Raw genomic sequence first — 17,752 nt, 5'->3', positions numbered from 1 at the left:
AATTTGCCCACTTTTAATCCCGTTTAGTCGGGCTGCTTTTCTGCGACTTACGCTACCTGCTATATGGCTTTTCATATAGTCTTCACACCCTTGTAGGCCTTGCCCTACATGACTTATACCAAAGTTCAATGAGCTAAAGTTCAATATCAATTTGCGTATGTAAGCGTATCATTATTAATCAGTAAGTATGGTTTCAGCAATTTTTCCTCTGAATGTACGGAAGTAGACTCAGTGTGTAGTAATGAGGGGAGTGTGCGCAGTGAAATTAGTAGATAACTCACAACAATTTGACCAATCACCTACGCTTGAACAATCGTTTCAGAGCGCTATTAATGAAGGCGCTGCGGTAAACGTGTTTGAGCTTGCTCAACAGTTTAAAAATACCAACCCTGCTTTTAAAAAACCTCAACTGGTTGAAGAACGCACGAGTTTAGAGACAGAGCAGCTGTGGAAGAAGCGTCTTTCGATGCTGCTAGATGCAGAAAATAAACTTATGAAAGTTATACGTTTTCGCAAAATTACTGGTATATTTACCGTTGCAAGTATGGCTATGTTTTTATTTTCCCTGTACATAGCGCCTACAATGTCGCCAGTATTGTTCTATGGCCTTATTGTTGTGGCTGCATTTGGAATGGCAACTTACCCAGCGTGGTTGTTAGCGTCTAAAAGCAATAAAAAGCAGAGAGATGACATTTCTCGTTTGTTTTATAAAAGTAATCACGAGATTGAAATGTCGGACGGTAAAATTACGTTAATTAACAGGGCGAACTATGCAAGTGTAACGCAAATACACGTACTGGATCGCAAACTTGGACTATTCGCAAACTCGTAGGCAACACTACACCTCTCAGTTCATTATTGTTCTGTTAGTAGCATCCTTTATTCTTGGGGTGCTACTGCTGGCACCCATGGATGCATTGGGCCAGCTTCTCTCTTCAATCGTTATCCTCATTGCAATATCCTTGTGCAGCAAAGAAGCGCGGCACACGCAAAAATACCAGCATTTATTCCGCATTTTAGCTCTGGTGCTAGCCATTGCGCTTAGCGTCAGGTATTTGCTGTGGCGTGGTATTTACACGCTAACCTACTCAGATTTTCTTTCAATGATTGCCGTCTGGCTATTATTTGGCGCTGAAATTTATGCGGGGATCACTTCAGTGTTAGGGGCGATCGTTAACGCGTTTCCGCTCAGTCGACCGCTTTTGTCCCTGGAAGGGGTAGATAAATCAACTCTGCCCAGTGTAGACGTCATGATCCCGAGTTATAACGAAGATGAAGGGATATTAGAAGTTACTATCCGCGCTGCAAAAATGCTCGATTACCCTAAAGAAAAGCTTCGTATTCATTTGCTTGACGACGGCGGAACCGACCAGAAAATTAACGCTGAAAACCCTGTGTCAGCGGCCACTGCAAAACAGCGGCGACAAGATTTGCAAGCACTGTGCAAACGTTTAGACATTACCTATCACACTCGAGCAAAAAATGAGTTTGCCAAGGCGGGTAATGTGAACAGTGCAATACAAAATACCACGGGTGATTTGATTGTTATCTTGGATGCTGACCATGTTCCTACTTCGGATTTTCTTGATAGAACCGTGCCGTGGATGCTTAAAAACGAGAAGGTCTTTCTCGTTCAAACCCCTCATTTTATGGCTAACCCAGATCCTGTTGAGCGTAACTACTTCTCTGCGTTTACTCGCATGCCTTCAGAAAACGACATGTTTTACGGCACTATACAGAAAGGCTTAGACTACTGGGGGAGTTCCTTCTTCTGTGGATCAGCCGCATTGATGAGAAGAAAGCACCTCGATTTGGTTGGGGGCATTTCCGGCGACTCTATCACTGAAGATGCAGAAACCGCGTTAGATCTTCACAAAATGGGCTACGAGTCTGTATATGTGGACAGACCTATGGTAAGCGGCCTTGCGCCAGAAACTTTTGATGCGTTTATTCAGCAGCGTATGCGCTGGGCACAAGGCATGACGCAAATTTTACTACTCAAAAAGCCTTTTAAAGCGCAAGGACTAAAATGGTATCAGCGAGTGGGCTACATGAGTTCAATCATGTTTTGGCTGTTCCCGTTTGCTCGCATCATCTTTTTGCTTATGCCACTGGCGTATTTGGTCTTTGGGCTTCAGGTTTACCATGCATCGATGCTGGAAATTTTTGCCTTCACCCTGCCTCACGTTATTGCCACTTACATGATATCCACCATGCTTTTTGGGCGAACCCGATGGCCCTTAGTGTCAGAGTTATATGAAATACTACAGTGCGCATTTACGCTAAATGCATTAATCAAGGTTTTCTTAAAGCCGCGGGCACCTTCATTTGTTGTGACGCCAAAAGGAGAGAGCCTTGACAGAACCTTTGTGTCGCCACTATCGAGCGTGTTTTACTGGCTAATATTGGTAATCACATTCGCATTAGGGAGCGGCGTCTATAAGTTCATAACAGAGCCTCTTACACGCGAACTTACTGTGGTGGTCATGTTGTGGAATGTATTTAATTTGATTCTATTGTTGTCTGTTCTTAGTGTGTTATTAGAGCGGAAACAGGTGCGTAGTCAGGCACGTCTCCCAGCTACCAATAGTGTCGTTATTAAGACTACAAGCGATGAAGCTTGGGTTGGAGATTTGGTCGATCTTTCGCTTGGTGGAGCTCGGTTACGCTTGAAAGGTGAGGGAGCGTTAGTACCTGAAAATGCAACGCTCACATCGTGGAGTCACGCACTGAATAAGAACGTTCATTTGCCAATTAGCGTTCTGCATTACGACAATAGGTCAAAAATTCTTCGAGTACGCTTTATGCCTCAAACCGAAGAACAAGAAAACGAAGTCGTCGCCTATTCACTGTGTGATAGTCTGCGCTGGATGTCGTTTCAACGAAGAAGAACAAGGGCTATCTCATACTGGTTCGGCGCAAAACATGTGTTGAAAGTTGGGTTAAAGCCTGTTTTATTGCATATGCTTGTATTAATGGGGAAGTTCGCCGGGAAATTAGGTTTGCTTGCTAAACCGGCAAAGGAAAATCAATGATAAAAAAATACCTTATGTTCATCGTATGTTTGTGCATGCCTTTTACCCTAGCGGCGCAAACTGACACGTATCGATTAACCGACTTTTTTGGCGGTGAAAGTACCGTGCGCTTGCAGGGAAAATCTGCCTCCATTGATATTCCAATTCCCCTTAGTTCAGTAACTGATGTGGACAGCGCGCTACTTACATTAGAAGTGGTCAGCTCGCAGGCGTTAATCAAAAAACGTTCTCAGCTGTATGTGAGATTCAATAATGCGACCATTGGACAGATTGCGTTCGACCCAGACAGACCTTCTCTTGTATCTGAAATTGCGATCCCTACTTCATTGTGGCGAGCCGGGTTTAACTCTCTGACACTAGCGGTAAGTCAGCACTATGCCGAGCAATGTGTTGACGGCAGTGCGCCTGAATTGTGGAGCGAAATTAATGCATACAACTCAACGCTAAAAATTGCGACGTCGGTGAATGAAAAGCGCTTCACGTTAGATGAGCTGAGCGGATTCTTTAATCCAGGAATTGGCGGACAGCGAAACGTTCAGCTTTACACGGCGCGAGAAGCTGATGATCAAATTAAATATCAGACACTTCCCATTGTTGCTCAAGCACTGTCTCTTAGGAACCAATATCAGCCGCTTATTATCGAGCATGACAGCTTTGATGATGGTTACGTTTTGCCCCAGCTAGAAGACACAGAAAATAGTTTTTGGAACGACCAAAATGTTGCTCGCTACGAGCGTGCTGCATGGTATCTCAAAGCCAAGCAAAAACAGCCTGTTCATATTCTAGTTGGTACAGTCGACGCGTTATCACCGGTATTATCTGACGAAGTGATTAACGACATTGATGGCGCGTTTCTAAAAGCACAGCGCACACCTGCGTTTGTTAAGGACAGCAACGTTATTGTACCGGCTAGTTACCGCCTTATTGTCAGCGGTACTACGCAAGATGAAGTACTTGAGGCAGCGAAAGCCTTGGCGGTAATGGACGATGCGATTAACCCTATTTCACAAGTTACCGTACTTTCACAGTCACAAATGCAGGCGGAAACGCTGCAGCGTCATCGCATTCTGAACCCAGACAATCACTACACATTCCAAGACTTTGGTGTGGCGACCACTCAGTTTAGGGATGAGGGGAACTTCACCAAACGGGTGTCATTCAGATTGCCTGCAGATTTTTATGTACCTGAAAACGCGAGCGTGAGCTTGCTCTTAGACTTTGGATATGGCGCAGGTTTTGGGCCAGGTTCGGTTATGAATGTAAGCGTGAATGACGAACTTGTACACGGTTTGTCTCTTAATAATATTAACGGACAGTCCTACCGAGACTATCAGCTAAGAATACCTGCACGGTTCTTCAAAGGCGGGACGAATAATTTAGACTTTGCGGTAACCATGAGAGCGCCGTTAGCAGGTGTGCCTTGTGATGATATTCCTGGTTCCCACCTCGTGTTCCAGCTTGATGATTCTTCGGCAATAAAGCTACCTGATGCAGGAAACGTGGCAGTTCAACCTAATCTCGTCTTGCTTTCAGAAACGGCTTACCCGTTTGCGCGCTTTAAGTCAGCACCATCGTCAACCATTGCTATTCCGTCAGATGACTATTTAGATACAGCGTTAACCCTTTCAGCGAAATTAGCGCAAGTAGCCCAAGTGCCTTTATTAAACGTGAAAATAGCAACTGGAAACGACATTACAACCGAAGGTTCTGTGATTGTTCTAGGTACCCCTGAAAGCTTAACGAATATTGAGCAGTCTGAATTCAGTACGGCCATTGAGGCAACGAAACGCTGGTCTTATCGGTTACAGAACAATCTGTACAATCGCGTAAGAAACCTGACTGACGATCAGTCTTTCAAAGAAATGCGCATAGACGGTCATACCGTTCAAGAAAGTGACTTAGGTGAGCAAGCAGTACTTACTGCACAGGCAAACCCTGTTTCATCACAAACCGATACCTTGTTCATTGTTGCAGCGCAGACGCCGGAACTTCTTCAAGCTAGAGTCGAGGATCTGGTTAGTTTGTCGATGTGGGGGCAGATGGCAGGGGATTTCTTCGCATGGAAAGATGGTCTTTCGCCATCACTCATCATGCAGGTAAGCGATAAATATGAAGTGGGTGAAGCCGATGACAGCTGGCTACATTTACGACTATGGCTGTCTAACAACCCGTGGTATTGGTTAATAGGCTTTATATTGGTTGTATTTGTTGTAAGCCTACTTATTTACCTGTTGCTTAAACGCAGAAATAAACAAGTGCAAGACTCATGGTAAAGCTGCATTACGCAACAAAAGCGACGCTAGTGATAGGTTTTTTGTTCCTGTTGGCGTCGTGCTCTACCAAGGAAGATAGCGAATTCAAGTCTCAGTACATAGCGTATAAGGCATTGTTTGTTGACGGCGGGCGCGTGGTAGACACAGGAAATGATGATGTGTCTCACAGCGAAGGGCAAGGGTACGGTATGCTCTTTGCCGTCGCCGCCAACGACAAAGACACCTTTGATGCATTATGGCACTGGACCCAACGTACTCTCATGCGCGAAGACGGGCTATTTAGCTGGCGCTACCGACCTTGTGTGGATAATTCATCTTCTTGTATCGATGACCCTAATAATGCCTCTGATGGTGAGATTCTTATTGCGTGGGCATTATTGCGTGCAAGTGAAAAGTGGGGCGTTGGTAAGTATGAGGAGGCCGCCAGGAATATTGTACGTGCAGTAGAGCAGAAGCTTCTGGTGGTGAATAATAACAGTGTAGTGCTCTTGCCAGGGGAATACGGATTTGCATCTGACCAAACAGGAAATAGCAGCCTTCAGCTAAATCTGTCCTATTGGGTTTTTCCCGCCATAACTGACCTGTCTTCGCTGTCGGATACTCCGTCACGTTGGGAAAGCCTGTTCGAGTCGGGTTTGATCTTGCTGTCGAATATGCAGTTTTCTACCTACCAATTGCCCAGTGATTGGGTGCGTTTCACCCCTAATAGTGCTGAGCCAGATAACAGTAAAATTGGTGCGTTAACTTTAGATAATGTGATATCGCCTGAGTTTGGTTTTAATGCGATCCGTATACCGCTTCAGCTTGCATGGTCCCCACGTTTTCGCCAAAACGCTAGGTTAACTGAGAAGCTACTTTCCCCCTACTATGCATGGTGGGCGATAACGCCTACGCCAGCTACCATCAACCTGTTAAACGAGGAAACCGCTGAGTACGAAATGTCTAAGGGAATGCGTTCAGTGCAGATGGCCGTAAACAGCTTGATGAAATCAGAAGAAAAGCAAAGGCCAGAGTGGCCTGAGATCAATCGAAACATGGATTATTACTCGGCAAGTTTAACGCTGCTTTCTATGCTAGCAGTTTTGGATAACGCATCGTGAAAACTCGGTTTACTCGCACGTCTTTGTATCTGGCACTAGGCGCTTTGGCCACGTCACTTGTGTCGGTGCAGGCATACGGACAAGCTAAAACAACGTACAAAGAAAAAGATCTGGGTATATTACCTGCACAACAAGATCAGCCGGATTTAACAGGGCTTTGGTACCATATTAATGAGCGACAGATTCAGCAAGCCAATGAAGAGTTTACGCGCTTAAAAGCTCGTTACCCTACGTGGCAGGTGCCACAAGAAGTCGAAACCGAACTAAACAGAATAAACGGCCGCTTAAAAGGTACTATCAAGCCTGTAGTTTCAGCGCCAAGAGAATCGCTTCAGGCTTTAAAAAAGCAGCCAGATAAGCCCGCTTCTAAAGCCCTCCCGCTCGAACAATTTGCTCAGTTAACGCCGAAAGCCAGAGCAAATACGTCGAAGCAAAAAGTAGAAACGCTTATTGCATTGAGCAATCAAATTAAGCGTACTGATTTTTACTTGCTTATGGGGTGGACGGCCATTGATAAAGGCATGTTAGAAATGGCAACGCAGCAGTTCTCTCAGGCCCAACAATCGGCAGTTCGTGATATCGATAAACAATCCGCTCAACAAGGCCTTAACAGTGTCACTGGTATTAAGCTACAGCAGGCATTGTCTTTGCGCGATACGACAACGCTGGAGCAATTTCTCAAATCTGATAACAGCGGCTACGTGAAAGAAGTGCTGCAGGGTGCGGCATGGCAACAATACGACTTGAAAAATTACGACTTTGCCGACGCGCTATTTAGTTTGGTGAACGATAACGAAGGCAGGTATTTGTCACTTAGCGCGCAAAGCAGCGACATGGCCAAGCAAAGCGCGTTCGACCTAGCATGTAGTGTCGATACTGAGGCTTTCATTCGACGCTGTGCTGATGGTCTGGCTAGCCGACAGGCTCAGTTTTACGATACACGGCGCTACAAGCAAAGTATTGAGTCAGGCGAAGCACTCGCCCGTTTGAGACCGTTAAGTGTAGATGAGCAAGCACTAATTGGGTGGGCTGCTAAAGAGATACAAGACACCACAACCGCCACCGCAGCGTTCGAGCGAGTGCTCGCGAAGACGCCAACCGATGCGGTAATTGCCAATGAATTGGTTACAATTAATCAAGACGACGAAGCCACACTGAACCGATTGGCGCTGAGATACAGTGCGGTAAAAAGCATATTGCAAGAACGCACCACACGTAACGCCTGGCCCAGAAAACAGTTTTGGCTAGCCTATCAAAATCGCGATGCGCGGGGAGTTACAGCACAAACTAAAGATGGCCTAAGTGCAGTCTACGGTATTAATACTCGCAGTCGAAGCGGGAGCGAGGGACTCGGTAATTTCGATGTTCTGTCGCAATATATTGGTATTGGCAGCGGTTATGAAAACTGGCTGTGGCAAGTATCACTCGACTATAAGCAATTCTACAGCGGTAGTCCTCAAGTTGGTGACTGGTTTGGTAACGACCAATTGAGTGGAGCATTTTCGGGAATAAGCGGCTTTGAAGATAAGGGGCTTCGCGCCGAAGCGCATTATCAGGCACCTGATTTCAATTTTTACGCTAACCTTGAATATGCCATGTTCGATCAACCCGTTGGCGCTAAAGTAACGGGGCAGATATCTGCAACCAAATTTCTTACCAGTACAACGGTAGCTGCAACCTTATTTAGAAAGGCAAAAGAAGACAGCTTATTAAGCCAAACCGGAACCTTCAATGCTGATCACGCGAAACCTTGGGGCTACGTGATAGAAAGTGGCATAAGAGGGTTAGTAGCGCATGCAGTGGCCGACAACTGGTCTGTTGCAGGTACTGCTCAGGTTAGTCGCTTAGAAGGCGAGCAGGTTGCCGATAATAGCGCACTCTCTCTACGGAGTGATGTGAGTTACGATATTGCTACCATGATATCTCCCATGCTTGATTATTGGCGCGTAGGGCCATTCTTGAGCTATACAAGCTATGATAAAAATCTAAGCGGCTTTACGGTCGGCAATGGTGGCTACTTTAGCCCCAGTCAGTTTGTCAGCATCGGGGGCTATTCAGAGCTGTTAACGCTTGAGGCGCTAAACTGGCAAGTTAAACTTCGAAGTTCACTTGCGCTTTCACGTGTTGAACAAGACGATGATCTGCGCTTTCCGATTGGAGGTGCATTTCCAACGGCAGACGAGAACGCGACCCTTGGTGAAAGCTCAGATACGGGTTTAAGCGGAAATTTTATGGCTGAAGGTCAGTATCGAATCAATCACAACTGGATTGTGGCTGGGTATATAGGAAAAGCATTTGCGGTTGAGTACCAAGCATTTGAAGCGGGTATTCAGATAAGGTGGCGAGAAGGGCGAGGTGCTGGTGTAACAAGCGATGAACTGTTGCTGTCTTCGCCAAGATTAAGCGGCTTTGCACTATAAAGCCGCTTTTGCCTGAAGATTCACTCTCTTTTTAAAGCGTTAATTCGCTTTTCTACGTCTAGCTAGCATGAAACATCCAGCGCCAAATAAAAGAGCAATTGATGCAGGTTCACTTACGTTGATAGCGCCGAACTGATAGTTATTTACTTGGCCTGTTGGCGCATTGTAGGTTTCGCCGTCGTCATTAATCAGTTGCACCAACGGAGTGACCAATCTATTAGCAATGACATTACCGTCTACATGACCATTGTAGAAACTTAGCTCTGCATATGGCGCCAGTACACTACCTTTAACACCCACACTATGTAGTGTAAGAAAATCAGCATCAACAAAGTTAAACAAGATGTTGTTGGTATAAAGGCCATCATGACGCTGACCTACATTGTTGTCATTGTCTCTGTACTGGCCATTTTCTCTGAAATATTCATTTTCCTGCGTAAAGGCCGTATTAAAGAAGCCAGTGTTAAATAACTCAACTGATTCACCGTACACATTGATGATGTTGTAGCTGGTGGTTGAGAAATCGTAAACAATGCCTTTATCAGCAGCGCTGAACCAACTAGCGTCAATATTGTAGATATTGATATCATCAGAGCCAGAGAAGGTAATGGTATTTAATACATCCTTGCTAGCGTCGGTACAAGCAACCGCTTGATCCGAATCGTTAGCGTCAGTGCACGACAATGTTGTTGTGCCATTCACCGACATTGACGCAAACTCCTGAGACTGCGCTGTTACTTCGGCAGCAATAGCATTAAAGTCGATATTGTTAACGTTAGCCTTACTCACGCTGCCCTGTTCAACAGATGTTGCTGTCGAACCATTGATAGCGGTGTAATTGTTAACGTCGTTAAGCGTTACGGTACCGTTAACTTCGCTGCTATCAAGTTCAACGCTAGACTCAGCAAATACGTTTCCGTTTTCAACTTGGGAGCCATATAAAGTAGGGTTACTCACACTGTCGTAAACACTATTAGGCCCACCAAGTTTCACAGTATTGGCGTGCACATCACCTGATACAACATTTGAGTTACCTAGTTTGACATCACCTTTGGATGAGATACCGCCAGACTTCACCGTAGAATTAATGAGATTTACAGTCTGCTGAGCGTTAACCGCTTTATCGAATGTGAGTTCAGAGCCAAACACCATACCTGACACGGTAGTTGAACCACCGTGAACATCACCGCGCGTGAAATGAAGGTTACCGCCTACGGCAAGAGCAGACTCAGACATATCTGGCGATAGCAGTAAGCCGACATTGAAATCGGATACGTTCATTTCGCCACCGACAGCTAGTCTTCCTTCAACATCGGAAGATTGGCCGGTAAAGCTATCGAAGATGAATGCGTTGTATTCAAACGCTTCACTTAATTCAATTTTGGCGGCAGACACTTGTGGTGCTGACATAACCGCTGCAAGTACAGCAGTATAGAGTATTTTTTTGTGCATAATGGCTCCAGTGACATCAGAGTCTGGAACCGAGTTTCAACATGGATTTTCCAGACACACCGAATGGTACGATCTGAACAAAATTCATGCGATAGCACAAGAGATACTTTGGTATAAGGTCTTATACGAAAAAAGCCACCCGAAGGTGGCTTTCTTTATTTTGCGTGGTCAGAAAGGCGTTTTAGCTGCTCTTTTTAACCAAAACAGATACTTTATCAATACCTGCAATTTTAACTTGGTTCATAACTTCTACCACAGTACCGTGCTCACTGTCTTCGTGAGCCTGGATAGCAGCTGAATCCGTGTTGTTTTCCGCTAGGTATGTTTGCGTGTTTGCAACTACACGACGAATATCAACTTCGCGGCCGCCCATCATAATTGTGCCATCAGCATCAATACGGATAGAAAGCGCTTTTGAAGGCTTATCGTTTTTCGCTTGATTATCTTCAGGACGGTTTACGTCCAAACCTTTCTCTTTCACGAACGAGGTCGTTACGATGAAGAAAATCAACATGATGAACACGATGTCCAACATGGGGGTCATATCAATCTGAGCCTCGTCTTCAGCCGAGGTATGCTTCTTTCTTTTCATCTCGTCTTCTTTCTTCTGTTACGTTCGAGCGCTTTAGTATACTGCTTGTTACAAAAATATACAGGGTTTTGTACAAAAACAGTGTGCTCATTAACACTTGTTGTTGAAAAAATACTCAGTTTCACAGTAATAAAACAACAAACTAGGTTTGTTTATGTGAAATAGCGACACCTAATTGGTAAAAATACAACATCAATGCCTGATTGAGTGATGTACGCAAGTTACCATGAGGATAAATGCCAAGTCTAGCTTCCGTTGATTTTTTTGTCCCCTGCACCAAAAATGCGTTTTTGATCTCGTGATCTTGAATACAGGCTTCAAATGCGCGGGCAGCCATCTCCTGAGGCATAGCATAATAATACATTTTTAACGCGCGATCAGCTTCTACGGATCGCACAAAGTACTCATTTGGTCTTTTTTGATCATTTAGGAACAATAGCGAGAAACAATCGCTCAATTTTTGATTCAACGGATGAGGATTCATCGGGGCATTGTCGAGCCAGGCCTGTGTGGCAAAGCTACCGGCAGCAATACCGTCGAACATGCGCGGCGCAATATAATGATCGAAAGCGTGAAACCATTCGTGGGCTAGCGCTCCGGCTCCTGCATTTTTTGCTAGCGCAAGCTGTCTTTTCGCACTGTTGTAGTGGGCACTGCTGTGTTTTTGACCGCCACTGCCAAAAGCCAGTGACAGGGATCCGTTTAACGATAACACCTGTTCATTGATATTTAAGATCGCGACCAGATCGTAAAGCGCATCGAAAAAGAGGTTGGCAGCGATCTGTTGTTCTTCTGCTGTTACCCATCTACCCACAGTGATCGTAGCGAAATTAAACAGTTTGCGAATATCTTGAAATGAAACATCAGCGCCGTCCCTGTGGCTTGGGCCGTTGCGATAAAACTGCTGATGAATACGGCCTTTACTTTCCAACACTGACATCCGAAATTAATAGGCGTTAAGCCATCGAGACCAATAACTGTTCGCACCATGCTTCGATGCGTGCGTCTGTTTTGTCGTATTGGTTTTCATCGTCAAGAGACAGGCCAACAAACTGAGTTTTGTCTTCGGTTAACGCTTTTGAGGCGGTAAACTCGTATCCTTCGTTTGGCCAATAACCCACGATCTTACAGCCTGATGGCAATATTGCATCGTGAAGCATGCCTAGTGCATCTTGAAACCATTCACCGTAACCAAGTTGATCGCCAAGTCCGAATAAGGCGATGGTTTTCCCTGATAAATCCAAACCGTGCACTTCTTCCCAATGAGACTCCCAATCTTCCTGCAGCTCGCCAAAGTCCCACGTTGAAATACCAAAAATGATAATGTCGTATTCGGCCGTGCGCGTTAGGTTAACGTCTTTAATGTTGTGAAGGTCAACAATATCTTCGTCGAAAAGGCTATTGAGCTGCGCTTGGATTTTTTCTGCTGCCATTTCGGTATAGCAAGTTGTTGAGCCGTAAAATAATCCGATGGACAGTGCGCTATCACTCATTAGATACCTCTTTTGAACTAATCGTCTTTAGAAGCTGGGAATTCTACCTCTTTACCGTTGCTCAACAAAGCTTTGCACTGAACATCGGTGGTTTTCTGTGAAATTTTTAATACACCAATGGCGCAACCGTTGAATAATTCGCCATAGCCCAAACTTGGTTCTCTCGCTTTTACTGACATATTTCGACGTCTTGTGAAAAGGTTTAGAGGCGATTTAGAGCGATAAAGCACGCGGTTTAATCTATCTAGCCATTTGATCAATCCATCCGGAAAGGCGTTTTTTAATCCGCTGCAGGTGAACTGGGTGATGTGGGGGCTGTTGCGCCTAAAGCGCAGGCGTACATCGTATACAAAGGAATAGTGCACATCGCCAGATAGAATGATGAAATCGGGGGGCGTTTTGTAATGTCTGAATATGTTTAATATAACGTTCGCGGTGCCTTTGTGGGCCATCCAGTTCTCCGCATCAACAGTAAGCGCCTTGCCAAAAAACGTAAACACCTTTTGAATGGCTTCGATAACCTTTACGCCATAAATGGGAGCGGCAGAGACAACGATGACAGATTCTTTGCCGATTATGGAATGCTGAAAATCACACAGTGCTTCCCAGTCCATTAGCCCCGAGGGCTTATTCATATTAGATTCACTGCGCCAACGCTGCGTGCGGGTGTCTAAAACCTCAATAGGTGGTGTGGTATCTAAACGGTAATGCCACTGATCAAAATCCAAAAGATCATCAATGATTTCATCGTGCGAGTTTAAACCGCTTTCTCCCATGGATTCTTGTACTTTAGCAATTAATGGCGCTACTTTTTTTGGTGCATTTCCCCATCCTTGGCAAAGCAAGTAGCCGATAAGCGCATTGCCGATCATGCGTTTTGATAGAGGGTTTCCATAGACTTCTTGTTCCCAGCCCCGGGTTAAGTTCCAGTCGTCGGTAACATCGTGATCGTCAAAGATCATATAGGTAGGAATGTGTGCCAGGGCCCTACGTACCTGCGGTAGCTGTTTTACAAAGCCGTTAAGCGCTTCGTGTTCTTTGTCGAAAATAGCGTGGTATTTTGGGGGGATCCCATCTTTATCTATATTGATATCAGCCCAAAGCGTGTCGGACCACACCAGTAAATACATAGCGATGATCTCCGCACTGCCAATCAAATGGTTTTGCGCGTTTACTGATGTGAATACCGGTTTCTTCTTAGCACCAAAGAATATTGAAGACAGTACCGTATTGGTCGCAATTTGTGGCAGAAGCTGCTCTCGTTCGTAATACCCATGTTCATGTGTGGCAAGTTCATTAGTGTTGGTTACTACTGCCCCTTCCAGTGCTTCATGATAAAGACCTAAACGGTCAATCACGCTGTGTATGGCTTTAAGCATAGGACCTGCGACATCATCAGCGTAAATTTGATCGCCCGTCATCAACAGGAGATCGGGAAAATCATTTTGCTTTTTGAACGCATTTTTATGGAGTACATCTACTTGTGCTAGGGCATCATCACTGTGAAAGTGAGGCTTACGGCATGAGCCGTGCAGTATGGTCTCGGGAGTCTCGGTGTAGTGGAAACATAAGGAAGACTGCCCATCGTAAAGAAGCCCGCGTTGTTCATTTTCCCATGAAGCCTGCTGAGCATCGTCGCTAAAAGATAGCGAGTAACCTATCCGCGCAGTATCTTCGAAGGGCTCTGACGAAGTGAAAGAGAGCAAGTGTATAAATGCGTACTTACCTACGCGTATGGTTTCGCGTTGACAATTGCCGCTGACGACGACTTCATTTGCAGATAGATTTAGCGCAGGTGAATCGGCGTTACTGGTTACTACCCAAATATGACATTCTGTAGATGTCACCTTTCTTACTATTGGACCTGCAATAACTTGGGGCAAGTGCTGCGTAGAAATGACGCTCTCCTTTAATTTTCGTCAATATTAATACACGTAAGTGTGTTAACTAAATATGCTGCACATTAATTGAAAACATGATGACAGCACGACTATTTAACGTTGCCAAATCATATATGTACTCAGCAAACCTGATGTCTATCGCATAACCTTACTCTTTTTTGTGAATAAACGGTATGCTCGATATACTCCCTTACAATTTTTTCAGTTTTACCTTTTGCTCTCGTCTTAATAAACGGAGAGAGGACTTCACACTATGCTAAAATATTTAACCAGTGCTGTGCTAACCACTTTACTGATAAGCGCCTGTAGCGAGCCGAAAGACGTTGTTATTACTCCTGAACCTCAAGACTTGACAGAAGTCACTGTGGGTAAATGGATCCTTGATGAAAAAGGCAACGTTATGTTTGATCCTCAAACCTCAGGGTTAGTGGTGCTAGACGGTCAACTTGTCACTATCGCAGATGCTAGCGCTGATACCACTCAACAGTTGAAACTTCATAGCATTTCACCAGATACCGCAACGCTGAGCGCATCGAGCGAACGCTTTTCATTTTCCAACACCGTGCGCCGAAGCTGCTTTTATAGCTATTTGAGCGAGCAACCTGATTTAGAAGCGCTAGCCGTAGACCCCAGAGACACTAACGTAATTTATACGGTTACCGAAGATGCTACCCGTACCGGCGCATTAAGCCCTCGCTGTGAATCCAAATACGAGGAAACAGGGTCAACAGATTACCCTACCTTGTTGGTAAAATTGACACGAAAAGATAATGGCTCGGTTGAAATGTCGGATGTGCGACCTCTTCAGTTTCCCAACGATTTTGAAGTAGGTAATTTTCCTAACGACGGCATTGAAGGGTTGACGATGGCTGAAGACGGCACGTTATATCTGGCGCTAGAGAAAGATAAAGCAGGACAGCCAAGAATTTTTACATTGGCTGTTGATGAAGACTTTTTCTCGTCGAATGATTTTGCCACAGTGAGCGAGCCTAACCTTCAACTTCCTTCGTTTACTTCAGGTAATCATCCTATCAATGGACTGGCGTTATATACTCATTCAACGGGCGCATCCTATTTGTTTGGCGCAGCAAGAAACGACAATGAACTGTGGGTAATTGATGTGAGTGGCAGTAAGCCAACAACGCGTATCCCTATTACTTTCGACGTTGCCGGCGATCAGAGTTGCGAACAGTACACAATGGATAATTCGTCGATGGAAGGATTAGTGACCATTGAAAATACCTTGTGGATCATTAACGATCCTTGGGAGAAAAACTACCTTAAAAACGCGACGTGTGAAGCGCATAAGAAGCGTTATGAAGACTTAGCGCCTTTATTATTTCCACTAGAAATTAACAGCGTTTGGTTTGAATAATAAGAAAACGAATAGATTGAAAAACCAAAGGGTTGCTTTTAAGCAACCCTTTTTATTGTTGGCTAACGCTATTGATAGCGCGCTTAATATCGCTGTTTTATCTATGCGTCGCTGCGAAGTCGAGAAGCGAAGGTTTTTTTGAACTTCGCAAGTTTAGGCGCCACCACCATAGAGCAATATTGGTTTTGTGGATTATTTTTGAAGTAATCTTGGTGGTAGTCTTCGGCGTCGTAGTAGTTATTTACTGCTACTATTTCAGTCACTACGGGATCGGGCCAAATCTCTTCTTCTGTGATTTCTGCGATAATTTTTTCTGCTTCAGCTTTTTGTGTATCATCGTGATAGAAAACCGCGCTGCGATACTGTGTTCCTACATCATTGCCCTGTCTGTTAAGCTGTGTAGGGTTATGCAGCGCAAAGAAAATTTCTAGTATCTCTCGGTAGCTAATGCTGTCGGCATCAAATGTCACTTGTACCACTTCAGCATGGCCAGTATTTCCTTTGCATACCTCTTCATAGGTTGGATCGGCCTTTTCGCCTCCAGCATAGCCAGAAATTGCTTTTTCCACGCCTTCAACGCTATTAAACGCTGATTCGATACACCAAAAGCATCCGCCTGCCAATGTGGCGACTTGTAAATTTGCCATAGTAAAAACCTCTCTTAATCTTTGTCTGTAGTGTGGGTGCGGGTAGGTCACAACACAAGTCATCCAAGCGTGTTTTTTTATCGTATAAACGAATATTAAATAAGAATAATGTGCGAGCTGAGTGAAAGGTTTTAACATGTGAGGCTAGCTGCTTTCTTTCAAGCAGTTTGCAACTGGTAAGAATGCGTATAAACGTGTTCAAAATTTGGCAGAGGTATTCAGTCGTGATTATTTTCTATGACGGGTATTGTCCGTTGTGTATCGCTGAAATGCGTCATTTAAGAAAAAGAGACAAGCACAACAAATTAACATTGGTAGATATTCAGGCCCCCGATTTTTCGAACCGTTATCCAACCATGGATTGGCATGCACTCAATGCAAGAATTCACGGACTTCGTGAAGACGGGACGTTGATAACTGGCCTTGATGTCACTCATGAAGCATGGAAAGCCGTGGGCATGGGTTGGCTATATGCACCGCTTCGCTGGCCTGTTATTCGTTATGTAGCCGATGCTTTCTACAATGTATTCGCAAAGCATAGATACACCATTTCATACCTGTTAACAGGTAAAAAACGCCAGTGCGATCGCTGCATACCAGGAGAAGCCAGTGAAAAATAACGTCCTTATAGTGGGCGCGTCGGGCGGTATTGCGTCTGCGCTTATTGAGCAATATAGCAGTGATGGTGCTAGGGTGTTTGCGGTTAGTCGCGCCCCTTTATCTGACACCAATCATTCTGGGGATGTTACCTATCATCAGCTGGCCGAACAGGACGATAGGCACATTAGCGAATTTGTTGAACAGCTGGCTGAACAGCAGGTTGTGTTAACTACGGTAGTTATCACAACAGGCTTTCTACACCGCGAAAGCGATGGCATTCATCCTGAAAAACGTTTGGAAGATGTCAGCGAGCAGGCCTTAGCGGCTTATTTTTCGACTAACAGCATTATTCCCGCAATGTGGCTCAAGCATTTGGTGAATATTATGAGTAAAGAAGGCTCAACCCTTGTTTGCTTAAGCGCGAGAGTAGGGAGTATTTCAGATAATGGACTTGGCGGGTGGTACGGCTACCGCGCGTCGAAAGCGGCGCTCAACATGTTGGTTAAAACAGCGTCGGTAGAATACAAGCGCAGATTGAAAGACGTGATGCTTGTTTGTTATCACCCTGGGACGGTTGATACGGGGCTTTCTAAGCCTTTTCAAAAGAACGTCGCCGCCAAGAAATTGTTCACGCCTGAGTTTACCGCTAAACAGCTCATTCACCACCTTTCGGCGCTTAATCGAGACCAAGCTTGTCATTTTATCGACTGGAATGGCGAAGTGGTAACTTGGTGATACGGTCTAACATCATTTCAGCAAGTCCAACATCAAGACTTTTTATTTCACTGCTGTTACCATGCTATTTTTGGGAATGGTGCAGCGTATTGATAAGCCCATAGAGGTAGCAATACAACGCGTTGACGC

At 44.9% G+C, this 17,752-nt stretch carries 14 protein-coding genes; 8 read left to right on the top strand and 6 right to left on the bottom strand.

The window, feature by feature from the left end; translation table 11 throughout:
* Positions 1 to 259: 259 nt before the first annotated feature.
* From MASE_RS15965 to MASE_RS15945, 5 genes are read left to right on the top strand one after another with little or no spacing between them, the layout of a single operon-like run.
* Positions 260 to 832: a hypothetical protein gene (locus MASE_RS15965; protein WP_014950752.1), complete on the top strand. Its 573-nt coding sequence runs from the start codon at positions 260 to 262 to the stop codon at positions 830 to 832.
* Entirely contained in the window at positions 810 to 3,035 is a 2,226-nt protein-coding gene (gene bcsA, locus MASE_RS15960; RefSeq protein WP_014950751.1) for a UDP-forming cellulose synthase catalytic subunit, read from the top strand. Before MASE_RS15965 ends, bcsA begins: the two co-directional genes overlap by 23 nt.
* The gene (locus MASE_RS15955; protein ID WP_014950750.1) at positions 3,032 to 5,308 is read left to right on the top strand and encodes a cellulose biosynthesis cyclic di-GMP-binding regulatory protein BcsB; all 2,277 of its coding nucleotides are present in this window, start codon (positions 3,032 to 3,034) and stop codon (positions 5,306 to 5,308) included. The genes bcsA and MASE_RS15955 overlap by 4 nt, the downstream gene beginning before the upstream one ends.
* Positions 5,302 to 6,408 carry a glycosyl hydrolase family 8 gene (locus tag MASE_RS15950; protein ID WP_014950749.1) on the top strand — a complete coding sequence of 369 codons (1,107 nt, stop codon included), beginning with the start codon at positions 5,302 to 5,304 and terminating at the stop codon, positions 6,406 to 6,408. Before MASE_RS15955 ends, MASE_RS15950 begins: the two co-directional genes overlap by 7 nt.
* Positions 6,405 to 8,828: a cellulose synthase subunit BcsC-related outer membrane protein gene (locus MASE_RS15945; RefSeq protein ID WP_014950748.1), complete on the top strand. Its 2,424-nt coding sequence runs from the start codon at positions 6,405 to 6,407 to the stop codon at positions 8,826 to 8,828. The genes MASE_RS15950 and MASE_RS15945 overlap by 4 nt, the downstream gene beginning before the upstream one ends.
* Positions 8,829 to 8,867: 39 nt before the next feature.
* Here MASE_RS15945 and MASE_RS15940 read toward each other — a convergent pair whose 3' ends face one another.
* The 5 genes from MASE_RS15940 to MASE_RS15920 all read right to left on the bottom strand — a co-directional run bounded on the left by MASE_RS15940 (position 8,868) and on the right by MASE_RS15920 (position 14,248).
* Entirely contained in the window at positions 8,868 to 10,280 is a 1,413-nt protein-coding gene (locus tag MASE_RS15940; protein WP_014950747.1) for a collagen-binding domain-containing protein, read from the bottom strand.
* A gap of 181 nt (positions 10,281 to 10,461) precedes the next feature.
* A complete protein-coding gene (locus tag MASE_RS15935; protein WP_014950746.1) occupies positions 10,462 to 10,872 on the bottom strand; it encodes an ExbD/TolR family protein in 411 nt (136 codons plus the stop codon).
* Between the two features lie 142 nt (positions 10,873 to 11,014).
* Positions 11,015 to 11,803, bottom strand: coding sequence for a CLCA_X family protein (locus MASE_RS15930; RefSeq protein WP_014950745.1), 789 nt, complete (start codon positions 11,801 to 11,803; stop codon positions 11,015 to 11,017).
* A 25-nt stretch (positions 11,804 to 11,828) separates the two neighbouring features.
* Positions 11,829 to 12,365, bottom strand: a complete 537-nt coding sequence (gene fldB / locus MASE_RS15925; RefSeq protein ID WP_014950744.1) for a flavodoxin FldB — start codon at positions 12,363 to 12,365, stop codon at positions 11,829 to 11,831.
* Between the two features lie 17 nt (positions 12,366 to 12,382).
* Positions 12,383 to 14,248 (bottom strand): metallophosphoesterase family protein, encoded by a 1,866-nt coding sequence (locus tag MASE_RS15920; RefSeq protein ID WP_014950743.1) that lies wholly within the window; start codon positions 14,246 to 14,248, stop codon positions 12,383 to 12,385.
* A gap of 271 nt (positions 14,249 to 14,519) precedes the next feature.
* Between MASE_RS15920 and MASE_RS15915 the strand changes: the two genes are divergently transcribed.
* Positions 14,520 to 15,641, top strand: coding sequence for a hypothetical protein (locus MASE_RS15915; protein ID WP_014950742.1), 1,122 nt, complete (start codon positions 14,520 to 14,522; stop codon positions 15,639 to 15,641).
* A 101-nt stretch (positions 15,642 to 15,742) separates the two neighbouring features.
* On the opposite strand, the gene msrA is transcribed toward MASE_RS15915, so the two are convergent.
* Entirely contained in the window at positions 15,743 to 16,288 is a 546-nt protein-coding gene (gene msrA / locus MASE_RS15910) for a peptide-methionine (S)-S-oxide reductase MsrA (RefSeq protein WP_014950741.1), read from the bottom strand.
* A gap of 224 nt (positions 16,289 to 16,512) precedes the next feature.
* Here msrA and MASE_RS15905 point away from each other — a divergent pair, with 224 nt between their 5' ends.
* Both MASE_RS15905 and MASE_RS15900 read left to right on the top strand, forming a co-directional pair.
* On the top strand, positions 16,513 to 16,908 hold the full coding sequence (locus MASE_RS15905) for a thiol-disulfide oxidoreductase DCC family protein (protein ID WP_014950740.1): 396 nt from the start codon (positions 16,513 to 16,515) through the stop codon (positions 16,906 to 16,908).
* Positions 16,898 to 17,623 (top strand): SDR family NAD(P)-dependent oxidoreductase, encoded by a 726-nt coding sequence (locus MASE_RS15900; protein ID WP_014950739.1) that lies wholly within the window; start codon positions 16,898 to 16,900, stop codon positions 17,621 to 17,623. Before MASE_RS15905 ends, MASE_RS15900 begins: the two co-directional genes overlap by 11 nt.
* The last annotated feature ends 129 nt before the right edge of the window (positions 17,624 to 17,752 follow it).

The organism is Alteromonas macleodii ATCC 27126 (genome assembly GCF_000172635.2).
Classification (GTDB): Bacteria; Pseudomonadota; Gammaproteobacteria; order Enterobacterales; family Alteromonadaceae; genus Alteromonas; species Alteromonas macleodii.
The sequence above is the reverse complement of the archived record's forward strand: the minus strand, read 5'-3'. Positions and strand labels throughout refer to the sequence as shown.